Below are 20,794 nucleotides of genomic sequence, written 5' to 3' on the forward strand. Positions count from 1 at the left end.
CTCCCGGTTTCGCAGTGGCGGAGCCGGGAGGCGGGGCGGACGTCGGTTCGCGCCCTCGCTCGTCGGACGGCATGGGGGCAAGGCGCCTCAGGGCAGTTGACGGATCAGCCGACGCAGCCGGGTACCGAGGGGGAGCTGCCGACGCAGTTGTCGGGGGTGTTTCCACTGACCGGTGTCGTGGTGAGTGTCATGGTTCCGTTCTGCCGGTAGATTCCGCCGGCCGTCATGACGGCCTGGTTGGCGCTGATCTGGGTGCTGGTCAGCGTGGTGGAGGTGGAGTCGATGGCGGCGATGCCGCCGCCCTGGGATCCGGAGCTGTTGCCCGCGTCGATGAAACTGCTGGTGGTGGTGAGCGACCCGCGCAGGCCGTTGTAGATCCCGCCGCCCTGGCCGGTGGCGCTGTTCCTGGCCACGGTGCTGTTCGTGAAGGTCGCCACCGCCCCCTTCTGGGGGGCGCCGACGTCCTCGTTGGCCAGGCCGCCGCCCCTGCCCTGGGCGGTGTTGCCGGTCAGGGCGCTGGCCGTGAGGGTTACCGCGCCGTAGTTGAGGATGCCGCCGCCGTCGGTGACGGCGGAGCCGTTGCTGAGGGTGACGTTGCCCTTGAGGGTGAGGCTGGCGCCCGCGGCCACCTTGACGATGCGGAAGCCGGCCGTACCGGCCGTCGTCGAGCGCGTGATGGTGTCGTTGTTACCGGTCAGGGTGATGGCGGTGGTGATGATCGGCAGCGCGTTCGCGCCGTCGGTGTCGCTGCTGTGCGACGAGGTGATGGTGTAGACGCAGCCGGTCGCGAGGACGACGTTGCCCCCGCCGGCGCTGTTGGCGGCGTTGATCGCCGCGACCAGCGCCGTCTCGTTGCAGGCCACGGCCGCCTGTGCGGAGGTGGGGGCCAGTGCGGCCAGCACGGCGGTCAGGACGACGGAACTGGCGAGGACCGGGATGGTGCGGATGCGTCGCATGATGTTCCCTTCGGGTTGATGGAGACCCCCGTGTTCGTGGTGCCGTGCCCGCTGCGGCAGCGGCTGCGGCGGCTGCTGCGGGCACGGGCACGGGCACGGCTCGCGAGAGCGGGCCGGGCCAAGCCGGGCCAGGCCGTGGAGGCTTCGCGCCACGGCCTGACCCGGCGGCCGAGCGATGCCGCGCGTCCGTCTCAGGCGGTGGGGGTCACCGCAACGGCGCAGGCCTTCACGGCGGCGGCGCTGGCGGTGGCAGCGGTGGCGGCCGCGGTGGCGGCAGCGGCGGAGGAGGTGACCGCGGCGGCCTCGGCGGCGCTGGCGCTGGTGGCGGCTGCGGCCTCGGCGGCGGCGTTGGGTGGCACGGCTTGGGTCGCCGCGATGAAGGTCTTGAGGGCGGCGGCGGCCGACGCGGCGTCGGCCTGCGCCGCGGCTGCCGCGGTGGAGGCGTTGGAGGCGGCGACCGACGAGGAGACGGTGGCGACCGCGCAGGCCACGGCGTCCCTGCGGGTCTGACCGGTCGATGCTGAACTCGGTGTGTTCGTCGAGGTGTTGGCCACGGCCGCAGCCGTGCCTCCGGCCAGCAAGGTGCCGACGGCAAGAGCTGCGACGGCTATGCGATGGATCTTCATGGGGCCCTGTTCTGGGAAGGATGGGCTCACGCGCCCGGCAGCACAGCCGAACACGGATGCCACGGTGACGAGAGCCGAACCGGCTCTCACCAGAACAAGAACACCGAGCGGCCCGCCTGTCCCTTCGATCATCGCGCCGACGTGCCGAAAGCCGGACCGGAACTGTCCGACTTCCTGTGCGACTTCGCTGGTCAGGAGCGCACGGGAAGATCCGGTACGAACCGCCCGGTGGTCCCCTCATCGGCGTAGCGCGTTTGCGCGGACGAACCCGCCCACCGGCCGACTGCCTCCATTCGCACCGCGGCCGTGCCCGGGCGGAAGTGGTGCACGCGGATGCGTTGCCGCAGGCGTGCCGTGGTCGTTCCCGTCCGGGGCCGCCCCGGTCGGCCCGAGGAGGCAGGCTCTAGGCTGGTCCGTGTTGGGGCAGCCAGTGGCGCCCGGCCGGCCGAGGGTGTCCGGTCCGGAGCGATGTGCGAAATCGTTCAGAACCGTTGCAAGACCAAGGAGACACCTACGTGGCAGACCGCAAGCCCATCGAGTCCTGGCTGACCGACATGGACGGCGTCCTCATCCACGAGGGCACGCCCATTCCTGGCGCGAAGGAGTTCCTGCGCAGGCTGCGGGAGTCCGGCAAGCCGTTCCTGGTCCTCACCAACAACTCCATCTACACCCCGCGCGACCTCAGCGCCCGCCTGGCCGGGATGGGCCTGGAGGTGCCGGAGGAGTGCATCTGGACCTCCGCCCTGGCCACCGCCAAGTTCCTCAAGGGCCAGCGCCCGGGCGGCACCGCCTACGTGATCGGCGAGGCGGGGCTCACCACCGCGCTGTACCAGGCCGGTTACGTGCTGACCGACAACAACCCGGACTACGTCGTCCTCGGCGAGACCCGCACCTACAGCTTCGAGGCGCTCACCAAGGCGATCCGCCTGATCAACCAGGGCGCCCGGTTCATCTGCACCAACCCCGACGAGACCGGCCCGTCCCCCGAGGGCGTGCTGCCGGCCACCGGCTCGGTCGCGGCCCTGATCACCAAGGCGACCGGCGTCGAGCCGTACTTCGTCGGCAAGCCCAACCCGCTGATGATGCGCGAGGCGCTGAACACCGCCGGGGCCCACTCCGAGACCGCCGTCATGATCGGCGACCGGATGGACACCGACATCGTCGCGGGCATGGAGGCCGGCATGGAGACCATCCTGGTGCTCACCGGCCTGACCGCCGCCGCCGACGTCGAGCGCTTCCCGTACCGGCCGACCCGGGTGGTCAAGTCGATCGCGGACCTGGTCGAGCTGGTCTAGCCTCTGCGGTGCTGTCATGGGCCCCGTCCCGGCCGGTCGCCGGGCCGGGGCCCGTTTCGTACCTGTGGGGAGGCAACGGCGCAATGAGTGCGACGGGGGATGCGGGGCCGCCGGAGGCGCGGCGGGACGCCGGGGGCGTCGGCGGGGAGGCCGACGAGAAGCGGGTCACCTGGGCCGAGCTCTACTTCGACCTGGTCTTCGTCTTCGCGATCACCCAGGTCTCCGGGCTGCTGCACCACCACCACGACGCCACCGGGCTGGTCCGGGCGCTGGTGGTGTTCGTGCCGGTGTACTGGTGCTGGGTGGGCACCACCGTGCAGGCCAACATCCGGGACGTGGACAACCTGCGGGACCGCCTCGGCATCCTGGCGGTCGGGCTGGCCGGCCTGTTCATGGCGCTCGCCGTCCCGGGCGCGTACGGCGGGCGGGGCGTGCTGCTCGGCGCCGCGTACTGGCTGGCCCGGCTGGTGCTGCTGCTCCTGCTGATCCGCCTGCCGGGCGTCTGGCGCGGCCCGTACGGCGCCGGCGTGCTGGTCAGCGGGCCGCTGCTGGTCGTGGGCGGGCTGTTGCCGGACGGGCCGCGGCTGGCCCTGTGGGCGGCGGCAGCGCTCTGCGACCTGGCCGCGCCGCTGGTGTTCCGGCGGCGGCTGGCGGCGGTGGCGTACCACCCCTCGCACATGCCGGAGCGGTTCGCGCTGTTCCTGCTGGTGGCGCTCGGCGAGTCGATCGTCGGCATCGGCGGGACGGCGGCCGGCGCCCGGCTGGACGTGGCCGAACTCGCCGCCGTGGCCGCGGCGTTCACCATCTCGGCGGGGCTGTGGTGGCAGTACTTCGTGTACGCGGCGGACGCCATGCGGTACGCCGTCGAGGTCGCCGACTCCCGGCGGGACGTCGTCCGGCGGATCTTCCAATACGGGCACCTGGCGCTGGCCGCCGGGGTGATCGGGGTGGCGGTCGGCTTCGGGGAGACCGTCGCGGACCCGTGGCAGGCGCTCGGCCCGGGGTCGGTGGCGCTGCTGTACGGCGGGTGCGGGCTGTACCTGCTGACCTTCGGATACACCCGCTGGATGATGTTCCGCAAGGTGGCGACGACCCGGCTTGGTGCGGCGGCGGTGGTGCTGGGGCTGGCGCCGGCGGTGGTGCGGCTGCCGGCGCTGGCGGTGCTGGTGGCACTGGCGGTGCTGCTGGTGGCGCTCAACGTGGTGGAGCACGTCCGGGTGGTGCGGGCGGCCGGTTCGGGCCCCGCGACGGTGGCTCCCTCGGGGTCGGCGCTGCCTGTAGTTCCCGCTGGGGCCCCGCTGCCTGGTGGGTCCGCGCTGCCTTCTGCGCCTTCTGCGGCTTCGGCGGAGTGAGTTGTCGGTGGGGCTGTGTAGCGTTCGGGGTGAAAGAGGGCGTGCGGCACAACAGCCGCGGTGTGGGAGGTAGATGTCGTGACGGACACGGTCGAGGCGGGCGTGGTGGAGGCTGGCGAGGGCGGCGGGCTGGAGCTGCCCGAGTCCTGGCGCCCGGTGCTGGGCGCCGAGACGGAGAAGCCGTACTTCGCCGAGCTGGCGGCCTTCGTGGCGGCCGAGCGTGCGCAGCACCAGGTGTTCCCGCCGAGCGGCCAGGAGTTCGCCGCGCTGGAGGCCACGCCGTACGAGAAGGTCCGGGTGCTGGTCCTCGGGCAGGACCCGTACCACGACGACGGCCAGGCCCACGGCATGAGCTTCTCGGTGCTGCCCGGCACCAGGACGCCGCCCTCGCTGCGCAACATCTTCAAGGAGCTGGACGCCGACCTCGGCATCCCCGCCCCGGACAACGGCTACCTGATGCACTGGGCCGAACAGGGCGTCCTGCTGCTCAACGCGGTGCTCACGGTGCGCGCGCACGAGGCCAACTCGCACAAGGCGAAGGGCTGGGAGAAGTTCACCGACGCCGTGATCAAGGCGGTGAGCGAGCGCGAGGAGCCGGTGGTCTTCGTGCTGTGGGGCAACTACGCGAAGAAGAAGCTGCCGCTGATCGACACGTCCAAGCACGTGGTCGTGCAGGGGGCGCACCCGTCGCCGCTGTCGGCCAAGCTGTTCTTCGGCAGCCGCCCGTTCTCGCAGATCGACACGGCGCTGGACGGCTTCGGCGGCGAGCCGATCGACTGGCAGGTGCCCAACCTGAAGCAGGGCTGAGCACCTGGGGCTGAGCGCCCGGGAGTTGGGTGAGGGGCGGTCCGGGCGGGCGGGGTCGCCCGTCCGCCCGCTCACGGCCACCCGGCGTTCACCGCCCGTCGCGGGCGGGCGGTGGCCGGTGTGCTTAGCTGGTGCCGACCGGTCGCCGGACCGGCTCTGGGGGGAGGGGCGGTACGTGCGCCGGGTGGGACGGGTAGTGGCAATCCGACGGGCCGTGGGGGCGGCCCTGGTCGTGCTGTTGGCGGGGGCCGCGGGCTGTAGCGGTTCGACCGCCGGATCGGCCAAGGGATCACCCGGCGGCCCGGGCGGCGGGGCCTCGGCCGGTGCCGCGGCCGGCGGGAACGCCGCCGTGTCCACAGCCGCGCCCACCGCCTCCGCCGCGAACCCGGGCACCGGCCCCGCGAGCCTCGCCCAGCTCCCCGGCCAGGCCTTCTACGTCTCCGACCAGACCAACGCCGCCCGGCAGGTGACCGCCCTGCGCGGCCAGGGCCGGCCGGCGGAGGCCGACACGATGCTGCGGATCGCCGCCCAACCCTCCTCGCAGTGGCTCGGCGAGCAGGGCGCCAAGGAGATCGCCGAACAGGTCAGCCGCCGGGCCGCCGAGGCGGACCGGACGGCGGTCTTCGTCGCCTACAACATCCCGCACCGCGACTGCGGCCTGTACTCGGCCGGCGGCGCCGCCGACGCCGCCTCCTACCGGGCCTGGATCAGCGGTGTCGCGGAGGCCCTCGGCGACCGCAAGGCCTGGGTGGTGCTGGAGCCGGACGCCGTCGCGCACACCCTGGACAGCTGCGGGATCAAGGGCGACCTGGCCGCCGAGCGGTACGGCCTGCTGGCCTTCGCCGTGCAGGAGCTGAAGAAGCGTCCGCAGGTGCGGGTCTACCTGGACGCGGGCAACCCCGGCTGGTCGCAGGACCCGGCCGAACTGTCCACCGCGCTGCGCAAGTCGGGGATCGCGGCGGCGGACGGCTTCGCGGTGAACGTCGCCAACTTCTACGACACCGGCCGCAACACGGCCTACGGCGGCCAGCTCTCCGCCGCCCTGGGCGGGAAGCACTTCGTCATCGACACCAGCCGCAACGGCAACGGCCCGCTGGGCGGCGACGCCTGGTGCAACCCGCCCGGCCGCGCGCTCGGTGAGCGGCCGACCGCCGACACCGGCCGGGCCGGGGTCGACGCCTACCTGTGGATCAAGAATCCGGGGGAGTCGGACGGCGAGTGCGGGCGCGGCGAGCCCCGGGCGGGCGAGTTCTGGCTGCCGTACGCGCTCGGCCTGGCGCAGGCCGCCCGCTGAGGGGGCTGATCCGCACCAGTGCCGGCCCGCACCAGTGCGGGTCCGGGTCCGTACCAGGCCGTGACGCACCCGGTGTCGCTCAGCCGGTCACCTGGATCCAGCGCGCGACCGACGGAGTGCCGGCGGCGTCGGTCAGGAACAGCATGTACCAGCCGGGCGGCAGCAGGTTGGGGTTGGCGGGGAGCGTGAGCGAGACCCCGTCGGCCGTGCGACCGCTGATGTCCAAGGCCACCGACCGCTGTTCGACGTCGGTCACGTGGGTGACCGAACTCGGCCGGATCAGCTTGGCGGTGGCGACCGCGTCCGGCCGGGCGGTGCCGATCCGCACGGTGGTGCCGAGCTTCGCGGCCCCCGGCGCGGCGGCCACCTGTGGGCGGTCGCCGTGGAACAGGTACGGCGGGGTGTAGATCTCGATGCGCTGCTCGAAGCCGCCCGGCGTGGTCTCGGCCTTGTCCGCGAACAGCGGGTTGGAACCGAGCACGGCCACCCGGCCGTCCGGCAGCAGCAGTGCCTCGGAGTGGTAGTTGCGGCCGACGGCGGGCTCGGCGGCGGTGCTGAAGCTGTTGGTGTCCGGGTGGTACACCTGCGCTTTGAGCAGGTCGCTGGCACCCCGGCCCCGGTAGCCGCTGGAGCCGCCGGTGGTGAACACGGTGTCGTCCGGGAGGATCACGCTGTTCAGGTAGCGGGTGCCGCCGGCCGGCAGGTCCGGGCCCGGGGTGAAGGCGGGCTTGGCGGCGGAGAGGTCGACGATGTCGGTGCGGGCGGTGGACAGCGGCGACTCGCCGACGCCCCCGCCGCCGAGCACCATCACCTTCTGGGCCTGCGCGGGCGGCAGCAGCACCGAGGACGAGGTCTCGGTGAGGGCGGGGTCGCGCAGGCCGGGGACGGGCTGGAAGCCGTTGTTCGACAGGTCCCACACCCCGGGGTCGCGGCCCTTGTCGGCCGGGCCGTAGCCGCCGTTGGAGCCCGAGTAGAAGAGCTTGCCGGAGGCGGTCAGGAAGATCGACGGGTAGGTCGGGAAGTAGCGGTCCGGGCCCTTGGACCAGGTCTTGTTCTTCGGGTCGTAGATCTCGTTGTCGTTGCCGTTGAGGATTTCCCCGGTGTCGTCCAGGCCCGAGACGGTGACCACCCGTCCGTCTCCCAGTCCGGTGAGCGTCGGGTACCAGCGGGCGTACGCCATGTCGGTGACCTGCTCGTACAGCTCGGTGTCCGGGTTGAACTCGAACGCGGAGCGGATGCCCTGGTACTCCTGCTTGTCCAGGGTCAGCTTCGTGCTCTGCCCGTACAGGTTGTGGGCGTCGACCCCGGCCAGGCCCTTGATCCGGTACTGGGCGGGGGAGTCGGTGACGTAGTCGGCGCCCTCGCCGACCGCCTCGACGAACACGTGCTGCTCGCCGGCGGTGACGACGGCCTGCTTGCCGGCGCCCGTCTTCACCGCGGCCGGGACGGTCACCGGCACGGTGGAGGCGTACTCGCGTCCGTTCGGGCCGACGAAGACGGTGCCCTTGGGGAACGTCCTGGCGCGCTCGGGGCTCTCGTTGCGCACCCGCATGACGCCAGCCGCCCTCTTCACCACGCCCGCCAGCTTCTCGTACCGCTGGGTGCCGCCAGCCACCAGGACGCGGCCGTCCGGCAGCGAGGCGTGGCCACCGCAGAACATGTCGGCCGGGGTGGGTATCAGCTTGTAGGTGTTCGCGGCCGGGTCCCAGAGCAGGCTGCGGAAGCTGCCCGCGTCGAAGCGCTTCTCGTCGTTGCCGGAGCCGGCCACGATGAGGACCTTGCCGGTGCGCAGCAGCGTGGCGTGGACGGCGTTGACCCGGAACTCGGCGGGGAGCGTGAGGGTCTGCCAGTGGCCGTACTCCGCCTTGTAGTCGGGGCGGTTGATCACGTACTGGTGGTACTGCTGGCTGGCGAAGCCGAGGACGGCGGGCGCGTTCATCCCGGCGACGGTCAGCGCGACGGTGCTGCCGAGGGCGAAGCGCTTGGTCCGGCCGGTCTTGTGGATCTTCACGGTGGTTGGTCCCCTCGTGAGGTTCGGGAGCTCGTGAGGTTCGGGGTGGCTGGCGGTTCGGGTGTGCTGGCGGGTCGGGCGGCTTCAGCGGGTGGTGGTGGTGTGCTCCGCCCGGTCGGGTGCCGCGGGGACGCCCGGCGGCGCGGCCGGCGCGGCCGGGGCGGCCGGGGCGGCCGGGGCGACCGGTGCGGCCCGGCCGTGCCGGGGATCGCGGGCGTGCCGGGGGCGGCGCTTCTCCAGGACGACCCTCGGGGTCGCCGCCGGACCGCCGGTGACGGTGAGCGTGGCCGTGGGCCGGGTGCGCCGGCGGCGGACGGCGTCGCCGGCCAGCACCAGGATCGGCAGCACGGTCAGGACCAGGGCGATCCAGGCCCAGGTGCGCATCGCGACGTGGTCGTAGCCGGTGAAGAAGGAGGCCGCTATCGCGCCGCCGAACACCAGCGTCCAGAACAGGTGGAAGCGGAAGGTGCTCACCCGGTCCGCGCTGGCCGAACGGCCCTTCGGCGTCACCACGAAGCGGCTGCGCCGCCGCAGCAGCGCCTGCACCAGCGAGGCTGCGTAGACCGGGCCGCAGAGCGCGGACATCAGCATGCCCGCGACCCCGGAGGAGCCGGCCGGCTCGTGCGGGCTCACGTTGTGCTTGCGGTTCCAGGTGTAGAGAAGCAGTTGGAGTGCGGCGGCGTCGCTGTACAGCATCATCCAGATCTCGGAGGACACGTGGACCCCCGAGGCGCCGAACACCAGGTAGAGCACGCTGGACAGACCGCCGAGCAGCCAGGTGAGCGCCGCCATCGGGTAGAAGCCCACCATCAGCGAGTAGTTGAGCAGCCGCCCGGGCGACAGCCGCCAGAGCACCCGCCAGTACTGGGTGAGCAGGGTCTCGTAGGTGCCGCGGCTCCAGCGCAGCTGCTGGGAGAAGAAGTCGGTCCAGGAGGACGGGCCCTCGCCGACCGCGAGCACGTCCGGGGTGTACACGGATTTCCAGCGTTCACCGGTCTCGGCGTTCCGGCTCCGGTGGAACTCCAGGCCGGTCGCCATATCCTCCGTGATGGAGTCGTACAACCCGCCGATCGACTGGAGCGCACGGATTCTGACGGCGTTGTTGGTGCCGACGAACATGGGAGCGCCGTAACGGTTTCCGGCGCGCTGGATGAGTGCGTGGAAGAGGTACTGCTGGCTCTCGGAGAATTTGGTGACGGCCGATCCCGAGCTGCGGTAGTTCCCGTACACCTGGGGTCCGACCACGAATGCCACGTCGGGGTCGCGGAAGTAGCCGAGCATCCGCTCGCAGAAGTCCGGCAGCGGGACGTGGTCGGTGTCCACCGAGACCCAGAAGTCGTAGTCGTCGCCGTGCGCCTGCAACCAGGCGTTGTAGTTGCCGTGCTTGGTGCCGGTGCGGAACCGGCCCTTGGGCTGGTTCCAGTACGGGCGGCCGAAGCGGCTGAAGTGGCGGACGCCCAGCTCGGTGCAGAGCGCCTGCATCGCAGGATCGTTTCCCTCGTCCAACAGCCAGACGTCGTACGGGCCGTCGTGCCGGACGGCGCGTGCCGCGACCAGCGTGGCCCGCACCATCTCCGCCGGCTCCTTGCCCGGCACGCAGGCGGTGACGAACGCGACCCGGGTGCCGGACTCCGGCGTCACCGGTATCGGATCGCGGGCGACGAGCGTGGCGTGGGTGTTGGACACGACGTTGACCAGCCGGAACACCTCGACCACGGCGATGATCCCGATCATCACCTTGTCGCCCAGCAGCACCAGGGTGTGCGTCTCGCCGGGGCGCTCCGGCCAGTGCTCCGGCAGCAGCAGCCACACCAGCAGCACCACCTCCACCAGCGGGGCCGCCACCATCAGCAGGGCGGCGCGGATCCGGTGCGGCTCGCGGCGCAGCAGGCTGCGGTACTGGACGCGGTAGGGGGCGGTGGGGGCGGGGGCGGGCTCTTGCGCGGCCTGGTGCACGGTCTCTTGTGCGGCCTGGTACGCGTGCCACGGTGTCGGCGGGGCTCCGTGCCGGGCGGGCTCGGGCCGGTAGACGCCGCCACCGAGGTCGTCCTCCTCGTCGGGGTCGTGCGCCGGGCCGGCCAGCCGGCTGAAGTGACCGTAGTCGTACGGGGCTTCGGGTACGGGAACGGCGGCCAGGTCGTCGTCGAGCCGCCGCCCGGCGCCTCGCCCGCGGGCCGTCCCGGCGTCCTTCTGTCGCGCGAACGGCGTGGTCATCGTCTGCTCCCCCCGGCCGGGGCCCGGCCGTGGCGGCGGGCCCGTTGGTGCGTGTTCAGACCGGGGGTATGCGATCCGCCGTCCCGTGGCGCGCCTGGCCGGCCGCGTTCGGCGGGGCTGGTCCGCTCCCCCCGGAGCTTTGCTTCGCCTTGCCTCTTGCCTCGAAAGCCGTCCCCGTGAAACACCGCCCGGTGGACCGCCGTTGTTTCCAAGCGGTTTTCGGGCCGTCATTCGCGTCATGCTTCTGCTTGCGCCGGTGGGCGTTTGCGAGCGGAATTCATTGCGCGCCTGCGGGGACTTCGAATGCGGATCCCGGCGCGCTCCCGGCTTCCCCTCCGGGCACGCGGGATCCACGGCGCCCCCAACTCTCCCGGAGGGCAACCGTGATCGCAACCGGTCTGGGAAATGATCACCGCGCAAGCATGAAGATCCTACGGTTCCCGGCCAATCCGCACCGCAGTGGTGCTAATGCAGCGAATTCGGCGGACGGGGCGACGGCAGCGGCGGCACTGAGGCAAAGCGAACGGCCGGACCTCCCCGACGGGAGGCCCGGCCGCTGCTGTGGGGCGGGGTCGGCGCGTCCGGTCCGGTTGGTGCTGGCCGGTCCGGTCGACCCGGCCCGGTCAGAGCGGTGGAAGGAGGGCGGCGCCCGTCGCGGCCTGGACGTCCGCGAACCCCGTGCCCGGGGCCGTCTCCACCACCCGCAGCCCGTCCGGCGTCACGTCGATCACGGCCAGATCGGTTACGATCCGGTTGACAACTCCTCGGCCGGTGGCGGGAAGTGAGAGCTCCTCGACGATCTTCGGGGAGCCGTCCCGGGCGGTGTGCTCCATGACCACGATCAGTCGACGGGCCCCGTGCACGAGGTCCATCGCGCCGCCCATGCCCTTGACCATCTTGCCGGGGATCATCCAGTTGGCGAGGTCGCCGGCAGCCGAGACCTGCATGGCGCCGAGCACCGAGACGTCGATCCGGCCGGCCCGGATCATGCCGAAGGAGAAGGCGGAGTCGAAGTACGAGGCGCCGGGGGCGACCGTCACCGTTTCCTTCCCGGCGTTGATCAGATCGGCGTGCTCCGTGCCCTCGACCGGGTACGGGCCCACGCCCAGGATGCCGTTCTCCGAGTGCAGCACCACCTCGACGCCCGGCGGGAGGTGACTGGGGATCAGGGTGGGCAGGCCGATGCCCAGGTTCACGTACTGGCCGTCGCGCAGTTCGCGGGCGGCTCGGGCGGCCAGGGCGTTGCGCGGGTCGAGGCCGGGCTGCGGGTGGCGGACGGCCTGCGGTCGGTGGGCGGTCTGCGGGGTGGGCGCGGGGGACCGGGTGCTGGTCGGGGTGGACATCGGTTCAGGCCTCCTGGAGTGCGGGGCGGACGGTCCGGCGCTCGATACGGCGGTCCGCGGGATCGGCGGCCACCACCCGGTCCACGTACACGCCGGGCAGGTGCACGGCGTCCGGGGCGAGCTCGCCCGGCTCGACGATCCGGTCCGCCTCGACCAGGGTGATCCGGCCCGCGGTCGCGCAGAGCGGGTTGAAGTTGCGGGCGGCGGCGTGGAACACGCAGTTCCCGTGCCGGTCCGCCACCTCGGCCCGGACCAGCGCGAAGTCCGCCGTGATGGCCTCCTCCAGCAGGTACCGGCGGCCGCCGAACTCCCGGACCTCCTTCGCCGGTGAGGCCAGTGCCACCGAGCCGTCCGCCGCGTAGCGCCAGGGCAGCCCGCCCTCCTCGACCTGGGTGCCGACCCCGGCCGGGGTGTAGAACGCGGGGACGCCGGCGCCTCCGGCGCGCAGCCGCTCGGCCAGCGTGCCCTGCGGGGTGAGCTCCACCTCCAACTCGCCGGACAGGTACTGCCGGGCGAACTCCTTGTTCTCGCCGACGTACGAGGACGTCATCCGGGCGATCCGGCCCGCCCGCAGCAGCAGGCCGAGCCCCCAGTCGTCCACCCCGCAGTTGTTCGAGACCACCTGGAGGCCGGTGGTGCCGGTGTCCGCCAGGGCACTGATCAGGGTGCTCGGGATGCCGCAGAGGCCGAAGCCGCCGACGGCCAGCACCGCACCGTCGGGGATGTCCCCGACCGCGTCGGCGGGGGAGTCCAGGACCTTGTCCAAGGGATCACCTCGTGAGGAGTGGGATACGGGAGAGGGCACGCCCGGGCCGGGCCCGGTGGGAGGGCCCGGCGGGATGGCTCGGCGGCCGCCGCCGGACGGCTGCCGAGCCCCTCCACCGTCACCGGACGCGGGCCGCCGCAGCCATGGCGGCTCCCGCCATGGGCGGATACCAGCCCGTGTCGGCCGGCCACACCCGGACGTCCGGGGAGCGGCGCCGCCCGGGTGGTATGTCGGCCAGAGCCACATCACGATGGGCCGATGCGTCGCCCGGCCACATGTCGCCAGTCCCACCGCACACCTACGGTTCCGGCATCCACCCCGCCGCACCCTCAGGAGTCGGTCATCATGCGCAGCTCGACAGCCCCCACTCGGCCCGCCTCCGGCGCCCGCCCGGGCGAGACCCTGACCGGCGGCCCGGCCCGGAAGCTCGCCGCCGTCGCGGCGTGCGTCCTGCTCGCCGCGGGCTGCGCCAAGGCCGGCACCGCCGGGACGGCCTCGGCGGACGGCGGTGGTGCGAAGAGCCCGGTCAAGGTCGGCCTGGTGTACTCCAAGACCGGACCGCTGGCCGCCTACGGCAAGCAGTACCTGGAGGGCTTCAAGGCGGGGCTGAGCTACGCGACCAAGGGCACCGGCGCGGTCGACGGGCACAAGGTCGAATTCGAGGAGCAGGACGACGCGGGCGACCCGGCCAAGGCGGTGTCCGCCGCCAAGGACCTGATCGGCAAGGGCTACAAGGTCCTGGCCGGCTCCACCGTCTCGGGCGTCGCCCTCCAGGTGGGCCCGATCGCCGCCCAGAACAAGGTGCTCTTCGTCAGCGGCCCGGCCGCCGCCGACAAGGTCACCGGTTTGAACAAGTACACCTTCCGTTCCGGCCGCCAGTCCTTCCAGGACATCCGCACCGCGGCCTCGTTCATCGGTGACGCCAAGGGCAAGAAGGTCACCGTGCTCGCTCAGGACAACGCCTTCGGACAGGCCAACGTGGCTGCCGTCAAGGCCGTGCTCGGGGCCCAGGGCGCGACGGTCGACCAGGTGCTCGCCCCGCCGAGCGCCACCGACCTCACCCCGTTCGCCACCCAGGCCAAGACCGCCAAGCCCGACCTGCTGTTCGTCGCCTGGGCCGGCGACAGCTCCTCGGCCCTGTGGACGGCGCTCAACCAGCAGGACGTGTTCGCCGACACCAAGGTCGTCACCGGCCTGGATCTGGCCGCCTCCTACCCGCTGTTCGGCCCGGCGGCCGAGAAGATCTCCTTTCTGAACCACTACTTCAGCGGCGCCGCCGGCACTCCGGTGGAGAAGGCCATGGACGAGGCCGTCACCGCCGCCGGCGGGAAGACCGACATCTTCACGCCCGACGGCTTCACCGCCGCCCAGCTGATCGTGCACGCCGTCGAGGCCAACCACGGCTCCACCGACGACACCTCGGCCCTGGTCAAGGCGCTGGAGGGCTGGAGCTTCGACGGGGTGAAGGGGCGCACCACGGTGCGCGCCGAGGACCACGCCCTCCTCCAGCCGATGTTCCAGGCCCGGCTGACCGGCACCGGGGCCGCCGCCAAGCCCTCGGTGGAGAAGGCCCTGACCGCGGACGAGGTGGCGCCCCCGGTCACCCCGATGGCGGGCTGATCCCGATGCCCGCTCCCACCGCCCCCACTCCTTCCCGGGCCGGTTCCCCGGCCACGACCACGGCCTCGCCCGCCCCGGTGCTTCGGCTGGACGGACTCGGTTGGTCCGTCCGCGGGGTGCCGATCGTCGAGGACGTCTCCTTCTCGGTCGGCGAAGGCGAGTTCATCGCCTTCATCGGCCCCAACGGCGCCGGCAAGACCTCCCTCTTCAACCTGATCTCCGGCATCTATCCGGCGACCCACGGCAGCCTCCACCTCGACGGTGTGGACGTCACCGCCGAGGCCGTGCACGCCCGGGCGCGCCGCGGCCTCGGCCGCACCTTCCAGACCTCCTCCCTCTGGCCGGGGATGACCGTCGCCGACCATGTCCGACTGGCCGCCCAGGCGGCGGCCGGACCGCGCGCCTCGTACCGGCTCTGGCGCCGTGCCGACCGGTACCAGGAGCAGCTGGCCGAGACCCTCCACCGCACCGAACTCACCCACCGTGCGGACACCTTGGCGGGCGCGCTCTCGCACGGCGAGAAGCGCAAACTGGAACTGGCCGTCCTCCTCGTCTCCGATCCGCGGCTGATCCTGCTGGACGAGCCGATGGCCGGGGTCAGCGCCGAGGAGGTGCCGGCCCTCACCGAGCTGATCCGGTCCGTGCACCGCGACCTGGGCCGGACCGTCCTGATGGTCGAGCACCACATGGACGTCCTGCTCGGGCTGGCCGACCGCCTCGCGGTGATGCACCACGGCACGCTGCTCGCGCTGGACACCCCCGAGGCAGTGATGGCCGACCCGACCGTGCAACAGGCCTACCTGGGCGAGGCGCTGTGACCTCCTCTCCGCTCCCCTCGCCCGGTTTTACCTCCACCGCTGCCGCTGCCGCTGCCTCCGCGGCCGTGCCTACGTCTCCTGCCGCCCCTCTCCTCTCCGTTCGCGATCTGCGGGTGGTCATCGGCGGGCTGCACATCCTGCACGGTGTCGACCTCGACGTGGCCCCCGTCGGGGTCACCGCGCTCCTCGGCCGCAACGGCGCCGGCAAGACCACCACCGTCAAGGCCGTGATGGGCCTGGTGCCGCGCACCGGAAGTGTCCGCTTCTCCGGTGTCGAACTCGCCTCCCTTCCGACACATCTGGTGGTCCGTCATGGCATCGGCTACGCCCCCGAGGACCGGGGGATCTTCGCCGGCCTGACGGTCGCCGAGAACCTCCGCCTCGCCGAGCGCGCCGTCCGGGGCGGGGGCGAGGCGGGCGAGCCGAACTATCCGCTCGTCCACGAGCTCTTCCCCGAACTCAAGCAGCGGGCCGGCCAGTTGGCCGGGACGCTCTCCGGCGGCCAGCAGCAGATGGTGGCGATAGGCCGGACGCTGCTCAACCGCAACCGGTTGATCATCGCCGACGAGCCCACCAAGGGTCTGGCGCCGAAGATCGTCGCCGAGGTGGCCGAGGTGCTGGCGCGAGCGGCCGAGGCCGTGCCCGTTCTCCTGGTCGAGCAGAACCTCGCCCTCGTCCGACGGCTGGCCGGCACCTGCGCCGTCCTGGCCGACGGCCGTACCGCCCACCGGGGCGACACCGCCGAGCTGTTGGCCGACGAGGAGGCCGCCCGCCGCCTGCTCGGCGTCGGCTCCCGTCACCCGCTCGCCGGCGGACCCCGGCCCGCCGCTTCTCCGGCCACCCCTGTCGTCACCGCGGAGGTGAAGCCCTGATGGACACCGTCGTCCTCCTCTCCTGTACCGGACTAGGTCTTGGTGCGCTGTACTTCCTGGTCGCCTCCGGTCTGTCGTTGATCTTCGGTCTGATGGACGTGCTCAACTTCGCGCACGGCGCCCTGCTCTCCATCGGCGCCTACGCCACCTGGTGGGCCGGCACCGAGGCCGGCCTCTCCTTCTGGCTCGCGGTGCCGTTCGGCACCCTGGTCGGAACGGCCGCCGCCGTCCTGCTGGAGCTCTTCCTGATCCGCCCGCTCTACAGCCGGCCGCGCGATCAGATCCTCGCCACCGTCGGGGTCGGGCTCGCCGTGCCCGCCCTCCTGATGGGGGTCTGGGGCGCGGACGCCCGCCCCTTCCCCCAGCCGGCCGTGCTCTCCGGCACCTGGCACGTGCTCGGTGCGACCGTCCCGGTCAACCGCTTCGTGCTCGTGGCCGCGGCCGCGCTGCTGCTGCTCGCTCTTCGGTTGTTCCTCGCCCGTACCCGCTACGGGCTGATCGTCCGGGCCGGCGTCGAGGACCGGGCGATGGTCACGGCGCTCGGCATCGACGTCCGGAAGGCGTTCACCCTCGTCTTCGCCATCGGCGGGGCGGCCGCCGCGCTCGGCGGTGCCCTCGGTGGCCTCTACTTCGGTTCGGTCAATCCCGGCCAGGGGACCGGGCTGCTCATCTTCGCCTTCGTCGTCGTGGTGATGGGCGGCATGGGCTCCGTCACCGGGGCCGCCGTCGCCTCCGTGGGCGTTGGTCTCGTCCAGCAGTTCGCCAACTACTACACCGGCGCCGGGCTCGGCGACCTCTCGGTCGTCGTCCTGCTCGCCGTGCTCCTTCTCGTCCGACCCCGTGGACTCACCGGGAGGCTCGCGTGAGCGCCGAAACTCCGATCACGAGCACCGGTGGCCCCGCGGCCGACCGCAGCGCCGCCGCCATGGCAGGGGGGACTGACACCAGCCCTGCCATGACCGCCATGCTGGCAGAGGGGACTGACACCAGCTCCGCCAACACCGTCACTGTGGCAAGGGGGACTGACACCAGCCTTGCCGAGACCCATTGTGAACACACGACCGACCTCGGCGCCATCCCTCGAACAGGTGATTCAGTCACTAATCGCTGGACACCGGTGCACAGAGCGCTACGCTGGTGGCCGATCGCCCTGCTGATCACGCTCCTTGTCGCCCCATATAGTGCGCTTCCCGTCCCGGGACTGCTCGACGGCCCGCTCGGCAGCCCCGGCAGCCTGCAACTGCTCGCCCTGTGCCTGCTCTACGGGGCCCTCGCCTCCGGCTACGACCTCCTGCTCGGCCGCACCGGACTGCTCTCCTTCGGCCACGCGCTCTACTTCGCGACCGGCCTCTACGCCACCGACCTCGGCATGCTGGAACTGCGACTGCCGTTCGCCGCCGCGGCGGTCTTCGGCGTCGCCTGCACCGTCGCGCTGGCCCTGCTGCTCGGCTCGGTCAGCCTCCGCGTCACCGGAATCGGCTTCTCCATGGTCACCCTCGCCTTCGCCCAGGCCGGCTCGATCCTCGTCCAGCGCAACCCCGGTGGCGTCACCGGCGGTGAGGAGGGCCGCTCCGCCCCGGCCGACCTGCTGCCCTCCGGCCTGCTCGGGATCGAGAACACCGCCAACCTCTACTGGATCGCCGTCGGCTACCTGGTGCTGACGGTCGCCGTGGTCCACTGGGCCGTCAACTCGCCGGCCGGTCGGGTCTGGGAGGGGATCAAGGAGAACGAGCGCCGGGTGGAGGTGCTCGGACTGCGTCCCTACGGCTACAAGTTGGTCGCCTTCGTGCTCGCCGGCGGCCTCGCGGGGCTGGGCGGGGTGGTCTACCTGCTGCTGACCGGCGGCGCCACCCCGCAGGCCGCCGGCTCCGACGCCACGCTCGCCCTGCTGGTGATGGTGGTGCTCGGCGGCTCGGGGACCCGCTGGGGTCCGCTGCTCGGCGGTGTCCTCTACACCTGGGCCAGCCACCGGCTCGGCGACCTCGCCAACTCGACGACGATCGCGGACCTGCCCGCGGTCCTGCGGGTGCCGCTCTCCCAACCCCTGTTCCTGCTGGGCACCCTGTTCGTCGCGGTGGTCTACCTGCTGCCCGGCGGCCTGGCTAGACTGCCTGCCCGCATTCGCGCCGCCCGATCCGCCCGTGCGGTCCGCACTCCGGCCGCTACCCGGACCGCCCGTCCCACCGGAGGTACCCCCGCGTGAGCCAGTCGCCCCTGAAGCCCGAGGAGTTGACCGTCGCCGTGCCCGGAGGGGAGCTGGCGGTCCTGCGCTGGCCCGCCGCCGAGCCGGACGCCCCGACGATCGTGGCGGTGCACGGCATCACCGCCAACGGCCTCGCCTGGTACGAGGTCGCCCGTCAACTCGCCGGGCGGGTCACCCTGCTCGCGCCCGACCTGCGGGGGCGCGGCGGGAGCCGCGCGGTCGCCGGGCCGTACGGGCTGGCCCGGCACGCCGACGACGTGGCCGCACTGATCACGGCCCTCGGCACGGGCCCGACCACCGTGGTCGGCCACTCGATGGGAGCCTGGGTCACCGCCCTGGCCGCCGTCCGGCACCCGGAACTCGTCCGCCGGGTGCTGCTGGTGGACGGCGCGCTGACCTTCCCGCTGCCGGAGGGTATCCGTGAGGAGGACGCGCTGGCCGCGGTGCTCGGCCCCGCGCTGGCCCGGCTGTCGATGACCTTCCCGGACCGGGACGCCTACCGCGAGTTCTGGCAGCGGCACCCGGCCTTCGGGACGGCCTGGTCGGCGGAGATCGACGCCTACACCCAGCGCGACCTGGTCGGTGTCGAGCCCGAACTGCGCTCCTCCTGCGTGCTGGAGGCCGTACAGACCGACGGCGCCCAGGTCCTGCTGGACCGGGACGCGGCCACCGCAGTGCACCGGCTGCCCTGCCCGGCCGAACTGCTCTGGGCCGAGCGCGGCCTGCTCGACGAGCCCCAGGGCCTCTACGACCACCAGCGGATCGGGCTGGCCGGGCTGGACCAGGCCCGGGTGCCGGCCTCGCTGGTGCCGGACACCAACCACTACTCGATCCTCTGGGGAGAGCCGGGGGCCGAGCGCATCGTCCGCGGCCTGCTCGCGGACGTCACCGCCGCGGGGTAGCGGGCCCGGCCCCGACGACGGCGGCCGGCGGGGTCCGTCCACCCCGCCGGCCGCGCCTGTCCCGGTCTGCCCCGTCCCGGCCCGCCCTGTCTCGGTCTGCCCCGTCTCAGCCCGCAGCGCCGAGGAAGGTCTCCCAGCCGCCGCTCGGCGCCTGGCCGACGTTGAGCGTGCGCAGCTTGCGCAGGGTGGACTGGTCCTGCACCTCCAGCCACTCGACCAGCTGCCGGAAGGAGACCAGTCGGACGTCCGGCTTGCCCGCGATGGTCTTGAGGGTCTCCTCGACGGCGTCCATGTAGATGCCGCCGTTCCACTGCTCGAAGTGGTTGCCGATGAAGAACGGCGCACGGTTGCTGTTGTAGGCGCGGTCGAAGCCGGCCAGGTAGGAGTCCTTGGCCTGGGTGCGCCAGTCGTTGTACTTGGACGGGTCGCCCTTGGTGCTGCCCGCGGACTGGTTGGCCAGGATGTTGTAGTCCATCGACAGCACCTGGAAGGAGTGCCCGGGGAACGGGATGGACTGCAGCGGGAAGTCCCAGACCTTGCCGTCCTGCACCTTCTGCGGCCATATCTGCAGGCCGCCGGAGGAGCTGGCGTCGTACTTCCAGCCCAGCTTCGCGGCCGTCGGCAGGAGCGCCTTCTGACCCTCCAGACAGGGGGTGCGGCCGCCGATGAGCTCCTTCTTGTAATCGAAGGGGAGCGGGTCGACGTCGGTGAAGCCGGTGTTGGTCCGCCACTGGGTCACGAAGCCGATCGCCTGGTCGATCTCGCTCTGCCAGTCCTCCGGGGTCCACATGTTGACCCCGTTCTTGTCCGGGCGGCTGGAGCAGAAGTGCCCGTTGAAGTGGGTGCCGATCTCGTGCCCGGCCAGCCATGCCTGGCTGACGAGCTTGAGCGTGCTCTTGACCGCACCGTCCGACAGGTACGGGATGTCGGAGGCGCCGACCGAGTGCTTCGGCGGGTGGTACAGGTCGGCCTTGCCCTTGGGCAGGGCGTATATACCGGAGAGGAAGAAGGTCATCGTGGCCTTGTACTGCTCCGCCAGCTTGAGGAAGCGGGGGAACTGGCCGTCGTCGGTGCCACCCGCGCCGTCCCAGGAGAACACCACGAACTGCGGCGGCCGCTCACCGGGCTTGAGCTTCTCGGGCTTCGGCTGGTTCGGCTGCGGGCCGGTGTCGGCGTTGGAACCGTCGCCGATCGGAGTGCCCTTGGGCACCCCCGTCTTGGTCGGGTCGGTCGTGCCCGCCGGGGTGGTGCCGGGGCTGCCGCCGGTCGTGGGGGAGGAGGAGTTCTGGCTCGAACCGGATCCGCTGCTGGAACAGGCCGCGACCGCGCCGAGGGCCGCGGTCGCAGCGGTCGCACTGAGCACCGTCCTGCGCGAGATGCTGGTCATGGTCTCCCCTGGGTGCCGATGCCGGTGGTGAGGGCGGCCCGGGGCCGCACCGGTCAAATCGGGCAATTGATGAATTTTCCGCCGTTAGCATGCCATGTGGCCGCAGCGGCCACCAAGGCCGTCGACCCTCTACGAGAGTCAACACGTCAGCAGGGCCGGGCTGGGCTGCAAGGATTCGTCGTCTGTTGCCGTCCTGTGACGCTTCGCTCCTCGCGCCGCCAGGGGAGTACGGTACCGCCGGTCCGGCGGGGCGGGTCAGAGTTCGTCAGCGCTCGGTACGGCTCGTCGCCCGTCCGGGCAGATCTCGCCCGTGGCGGGGGCGAGGCGA

At 72.3% G+C, this 20,794-nt stretch carries 17 protein-coding genes; 10 read left to right on the forward strand and 7 right to left on the reverse strand.

Annotation, left to right across the window (positions count from 1 at the left end):
* Window positions 1-104: 104 nt before the first annotated feature.
* Window positions 105-956: a hypothetical protein gene (locus ACFV6D_RS01400; protein WP_380492347.1), complete on the reverse strand. Its 852-nt coding sequence runs from the start codon at window positions 954-956 to the stop codon at window positions 105-107.
* 191 nt (window positions 957-1,147) lie between these two features.
* Window positions 1,148-1,582 (reverse strand): hypothetical protein, encoded by a 435-nt coding sequence (locus ACFV6D_RS01405; RefSeq protein ID WP_380492349.1) that lies wholly within the window; start codon window positions 1,580-1,582, stop codon window positions 1,148-1,150.
* Window positions 1,583-2,097: 515 nt separating this feature from the next.
* On the opposite strand from ACFV6D_RS01405, the gene ACFV6D_RS01410 reads away from it, so the two are divergent.
* The 4 genes from ACFV6D_RS01410 (at window position 2,098) to ACFV6D_RS01425 (ending at window position 6,330) form a co-directional block, all read left to right on the forward strand.
* On the forward strand, window positions 2,098-2,877 hold the full coding sequence (locus ACFV6D_RS01410) for an HAD-IIA family hydrolase (RefSeq protein WP_063349252.1): 780 nt from the start codon (window positions 2,098-2,100) through the stop codon (window positions 2,875-2,877).
* A gap of 83 nt (window positions 2,878-2,960) precedes the next feature.
* Window positions 2,961-4,229 (forward strand): low temperature requirement protein A, encoded by a 1,269-nt coding sequence (locus tag ACFV6D_RS01415; RefSeq protein WP_380557517.1) that lies wholly within the window; start codon window positions 2,961-2,963, stop codon window positions 4,227-4,229.
* Between the two features lie 78 nt (window positions 4,230-4,307).
* The gene (locus tag ACFV6D_RS01420; RefSeq protein ID WP_244293451.1) at window positions 4,308-5,036 is read left to right on the forward strand and encodes a uracil-DNA glycosylase; all 729 of its coding nucleotides are present in this window, start codon (window positions 4,308-4,310) and stop codon (window positions 5,034-5,036) included.
* A gap of 196 nt (window positions 5,037-5,232) precedes the next feature.
* Window positions 5,233-6,330 carry a glycoside hydrolase family 6 protein gene (locus ACFV6D_RS01425; RefSeq protein ID WP_380557520.1) on the forward strand — a complete coding sequence of 366 codons (1,098 nt, stop codon included), beginning with the start codon at window positions 5,233-5,235 and terminating at the stop codon, window positions 6,328-6,330.
* Between the two features lie 79 nt (window positions 6,331-6,409).
* Here ACFV6D_RS01425 and ACFV6D_RS01430 read toward each other — a convergent pair whose 3' ends face one another.
* From ACFV6D_RS01430 to ACFV6D_RS01445, 4 genes are all read right to left on the reverse strand, one after another.
* Entirely contained in the window at window positions 6,410-8,341 is a 1,932-nt protein-coding gene (locus ACFV6D_RS01430) for a galactose oxidase-like domain-containing protein (RefSeq protein WP_380557523.1), read from the reverse strand.
* An 84-nt stretch (window positions 8,342-8,425) separates the two neighbouring features.
* Entirely contained in the window at window positions 8,426-10,555 is a 2,130-nt protein-coding gene (locus tag ACFV6D_RS01435) for a glycosyltransferase family 2 protein (RefSeq protein WP_380557526.1), read from the reverse strand.
* Window positions 10,556-11,178: 623 nt separating this feature from the next.
* On the reverse strand, window positions 11,179-11,898 hold the full coding sequence (locus tag ACFV6D_RS01440; protein ID WP_079135861.1) for a 3-oxoacid CoA-transferase subunit B: 720 nt from the start codon (window positions 11,896-11,898) through the stop codon (window positions 11,179-11,181).
* 4 nt (window positions 11,899-11,902) lie between these two features.
* Window positions 11,903-12,664: a CoA transferase subunit A gene (locus ACFV6D_RS01445; RefSeq protein WP_380372832.1), complete on the reverse strand. Its 762-nt coding sequence runs from the start codon at window positions 12,662-12,664 to the stop codon at window positions 11,903-11,905.
* Between the two features lie 345 nt (window positions 12,665-13,009).
* On the opposite strand from ACFV6D_RS01445, the gene ACFV6D_RS01450 reads away from it, so the two are divergent.
* The 6 genes from ACFV6D_RS01450 (at window position 13,010) to ACFV6D_RS01475 (ending at window position 19,079) form a co-directional block, all read left to right on the forward strand.
* Window positions 13,010-14,284 carry a substrate-binding domain-containing protein gene (locus ACFV6D_RS01450; protein ID WP_380557529.1) on the forward strand — a complete coding sequence of 425 codons (1,275 nt, stop codon included), beginning with the start codon at window positions 13,010-13,012 and terminating at the stop codon, window positions 14,282-14,284.
* 5 nt (window positions 14,285-14,289) lie between these two features.
* Window positions 14,290-15,102 (forward strand): ABC transporter ATP-binding protein, encoded by an 813-nt coding sequence (locus ACFV6D_RS01455; RefSeq protein ID WP_380423633.1) that lies wholly within the window; start codon window positions 14,290-14,292, stop codon window positions 15,100-15,102.
* Between the two features lie 65 nt (window positions 15,103-15,167).
* Window positions 15,168-15,974, forward strand: coding sequence for an ABC transporter ATP-binding protein (locus ACFV6D_RS01460; protein WP_079136313.1), 807 nt, complete (start codon window positions 15,168-15,170; stop codon window positions 15,972-15,974).
* Window positions 15,974-16,840 carry a branched-chain amino acid ABC transporter permease gene (locus tag ACFV6D_RS01465; protein ID WP_063349260.1) on the forward strand — a complete coding sequence of 289 codons (867 nt, stop codon included), beginning with the start codon at window positions 15,974-15,976 and terminating at the stop codon, window positions 16,838-16,840. Before ACFV6D_RS01460 ends, ACFV6D_RS01465 begins: the two co-directional genes overlap by 1 nt.
* Window positions 16,841-17,091: 251 nt before the next feature.
* Entirely contained in the window at window positions 17,092-18,177 is a 1,086-nt protein-coding gene (locus ACFV6D_RS01470) for a branched-chain amino acid ABC transporter permease (RefSeq protein WP_380557532.1), read from the forward strand.
* Entirely contained in the window at window positions 18,174-19,079 is a 906-nt protein-coding gene (locus tag ACFV6D_RS01475) for an alpha/beta fold hydrolase (RefSeq protein WP_380372846.1), read from the forward strand. Before ACFV6D_RS01470 ends, ACFV6D_RS01475 begins: the two co-directional genes overlap by 4 nt.
* Before the next feature lie 106 nt (window positions 19,080-19,185).
* On the opposite strand, the gene ACFV6D_RS01480 is transcribed toward ACFV6D_RS01475, so the two are convergent.
* Window positions 19,186-20,466: a hypothetical protein gene (locus ACFV6D_RS01480; RefSeq protein WP_380557535.1), complete on the reverse strand. Its 1,281-nt coding sequence runs from the start codon at window positions 20,464-20,466 to the stop codon at window positions 19,186-19,188.
* Window positions 20,467-20,794: the final 328 nt, after the last annotated feature.

This window comes from Kitasatospora sp. NPDC059812 (assembly GCF_042732075.1).
In the GTDB taxonomy this organism is placed as follows: domain Bacteria; phylum Actinomycetota; class Actinomycetes; order Streptomycetales; family Streptomycetaceae; genus Kitasatospora.

Coding starts and splice junctions, on each gene's coding strand:
- ACFV6D_RS01400 (WP_380492347.1), bottom strand. CDS start 956: ATGCGACGCATCCGCACCATCCCGGTCCTCGCCAGTTCCGTCGTCCTG.
- ACFV6D_RS01405 (WP_380492349.1), bottom strand. CDS start 1,582: ATGAAGATCCATCGCATAGCCGTCGCAGCTCTTGCCGTCGGCACCTTG.
- ACFV6D_RS01415 (WP_380557517.1), top strand. CDS start 2,961: ATGAGTGCGACGGGGGATGCGGGGCCGCCGGAGGCGCGGCGGGACGCC.
- ACFV6D_RS01435 (WP_380557526.1), bottom strand. CDS start 10,555: ATGACCACGCCGTTCGCGCGACAGAAGGACGCCGGGACGGCCCGCGGG.
- ACFV6D_RS01440 (WP_079135861.1), bottom strand. CDS start 11,898: ATGTCCACCCCGACCAGCACCCGGTCCCCCGCGCCCACCCCGCAGACC.
- ACFV6D_RS01450 (WP_380557529.1), top strand. CDS start 13,010: ATGCGCAGCTCGACAGCCCCCACTCGGCCCGCCTCCGGCGCCCGCCCG.
- ACFV6D_RS01455 (WP_380423633.1), top strand. CDS start 14,290: ATGCCCGCTCCCACCGCCCCCACTCCTTCCCGGGCCGGTTCCCCGGCC.
- ACFV6D_RS01465 (WP_063349260.1), top strand. CDS start 15,974: ATGGACACCGTCGTCCTCCTCTCCTGTACCGGACTAGGTCTTGGTGCG.
- ACFV6D_RS01480 (WP_380557535.1), bottom strand. CDS start 20,466: ATGACCAGCATCTCGCGCAGGACGGTGCTCAGTGCGACCGCTGCGACC.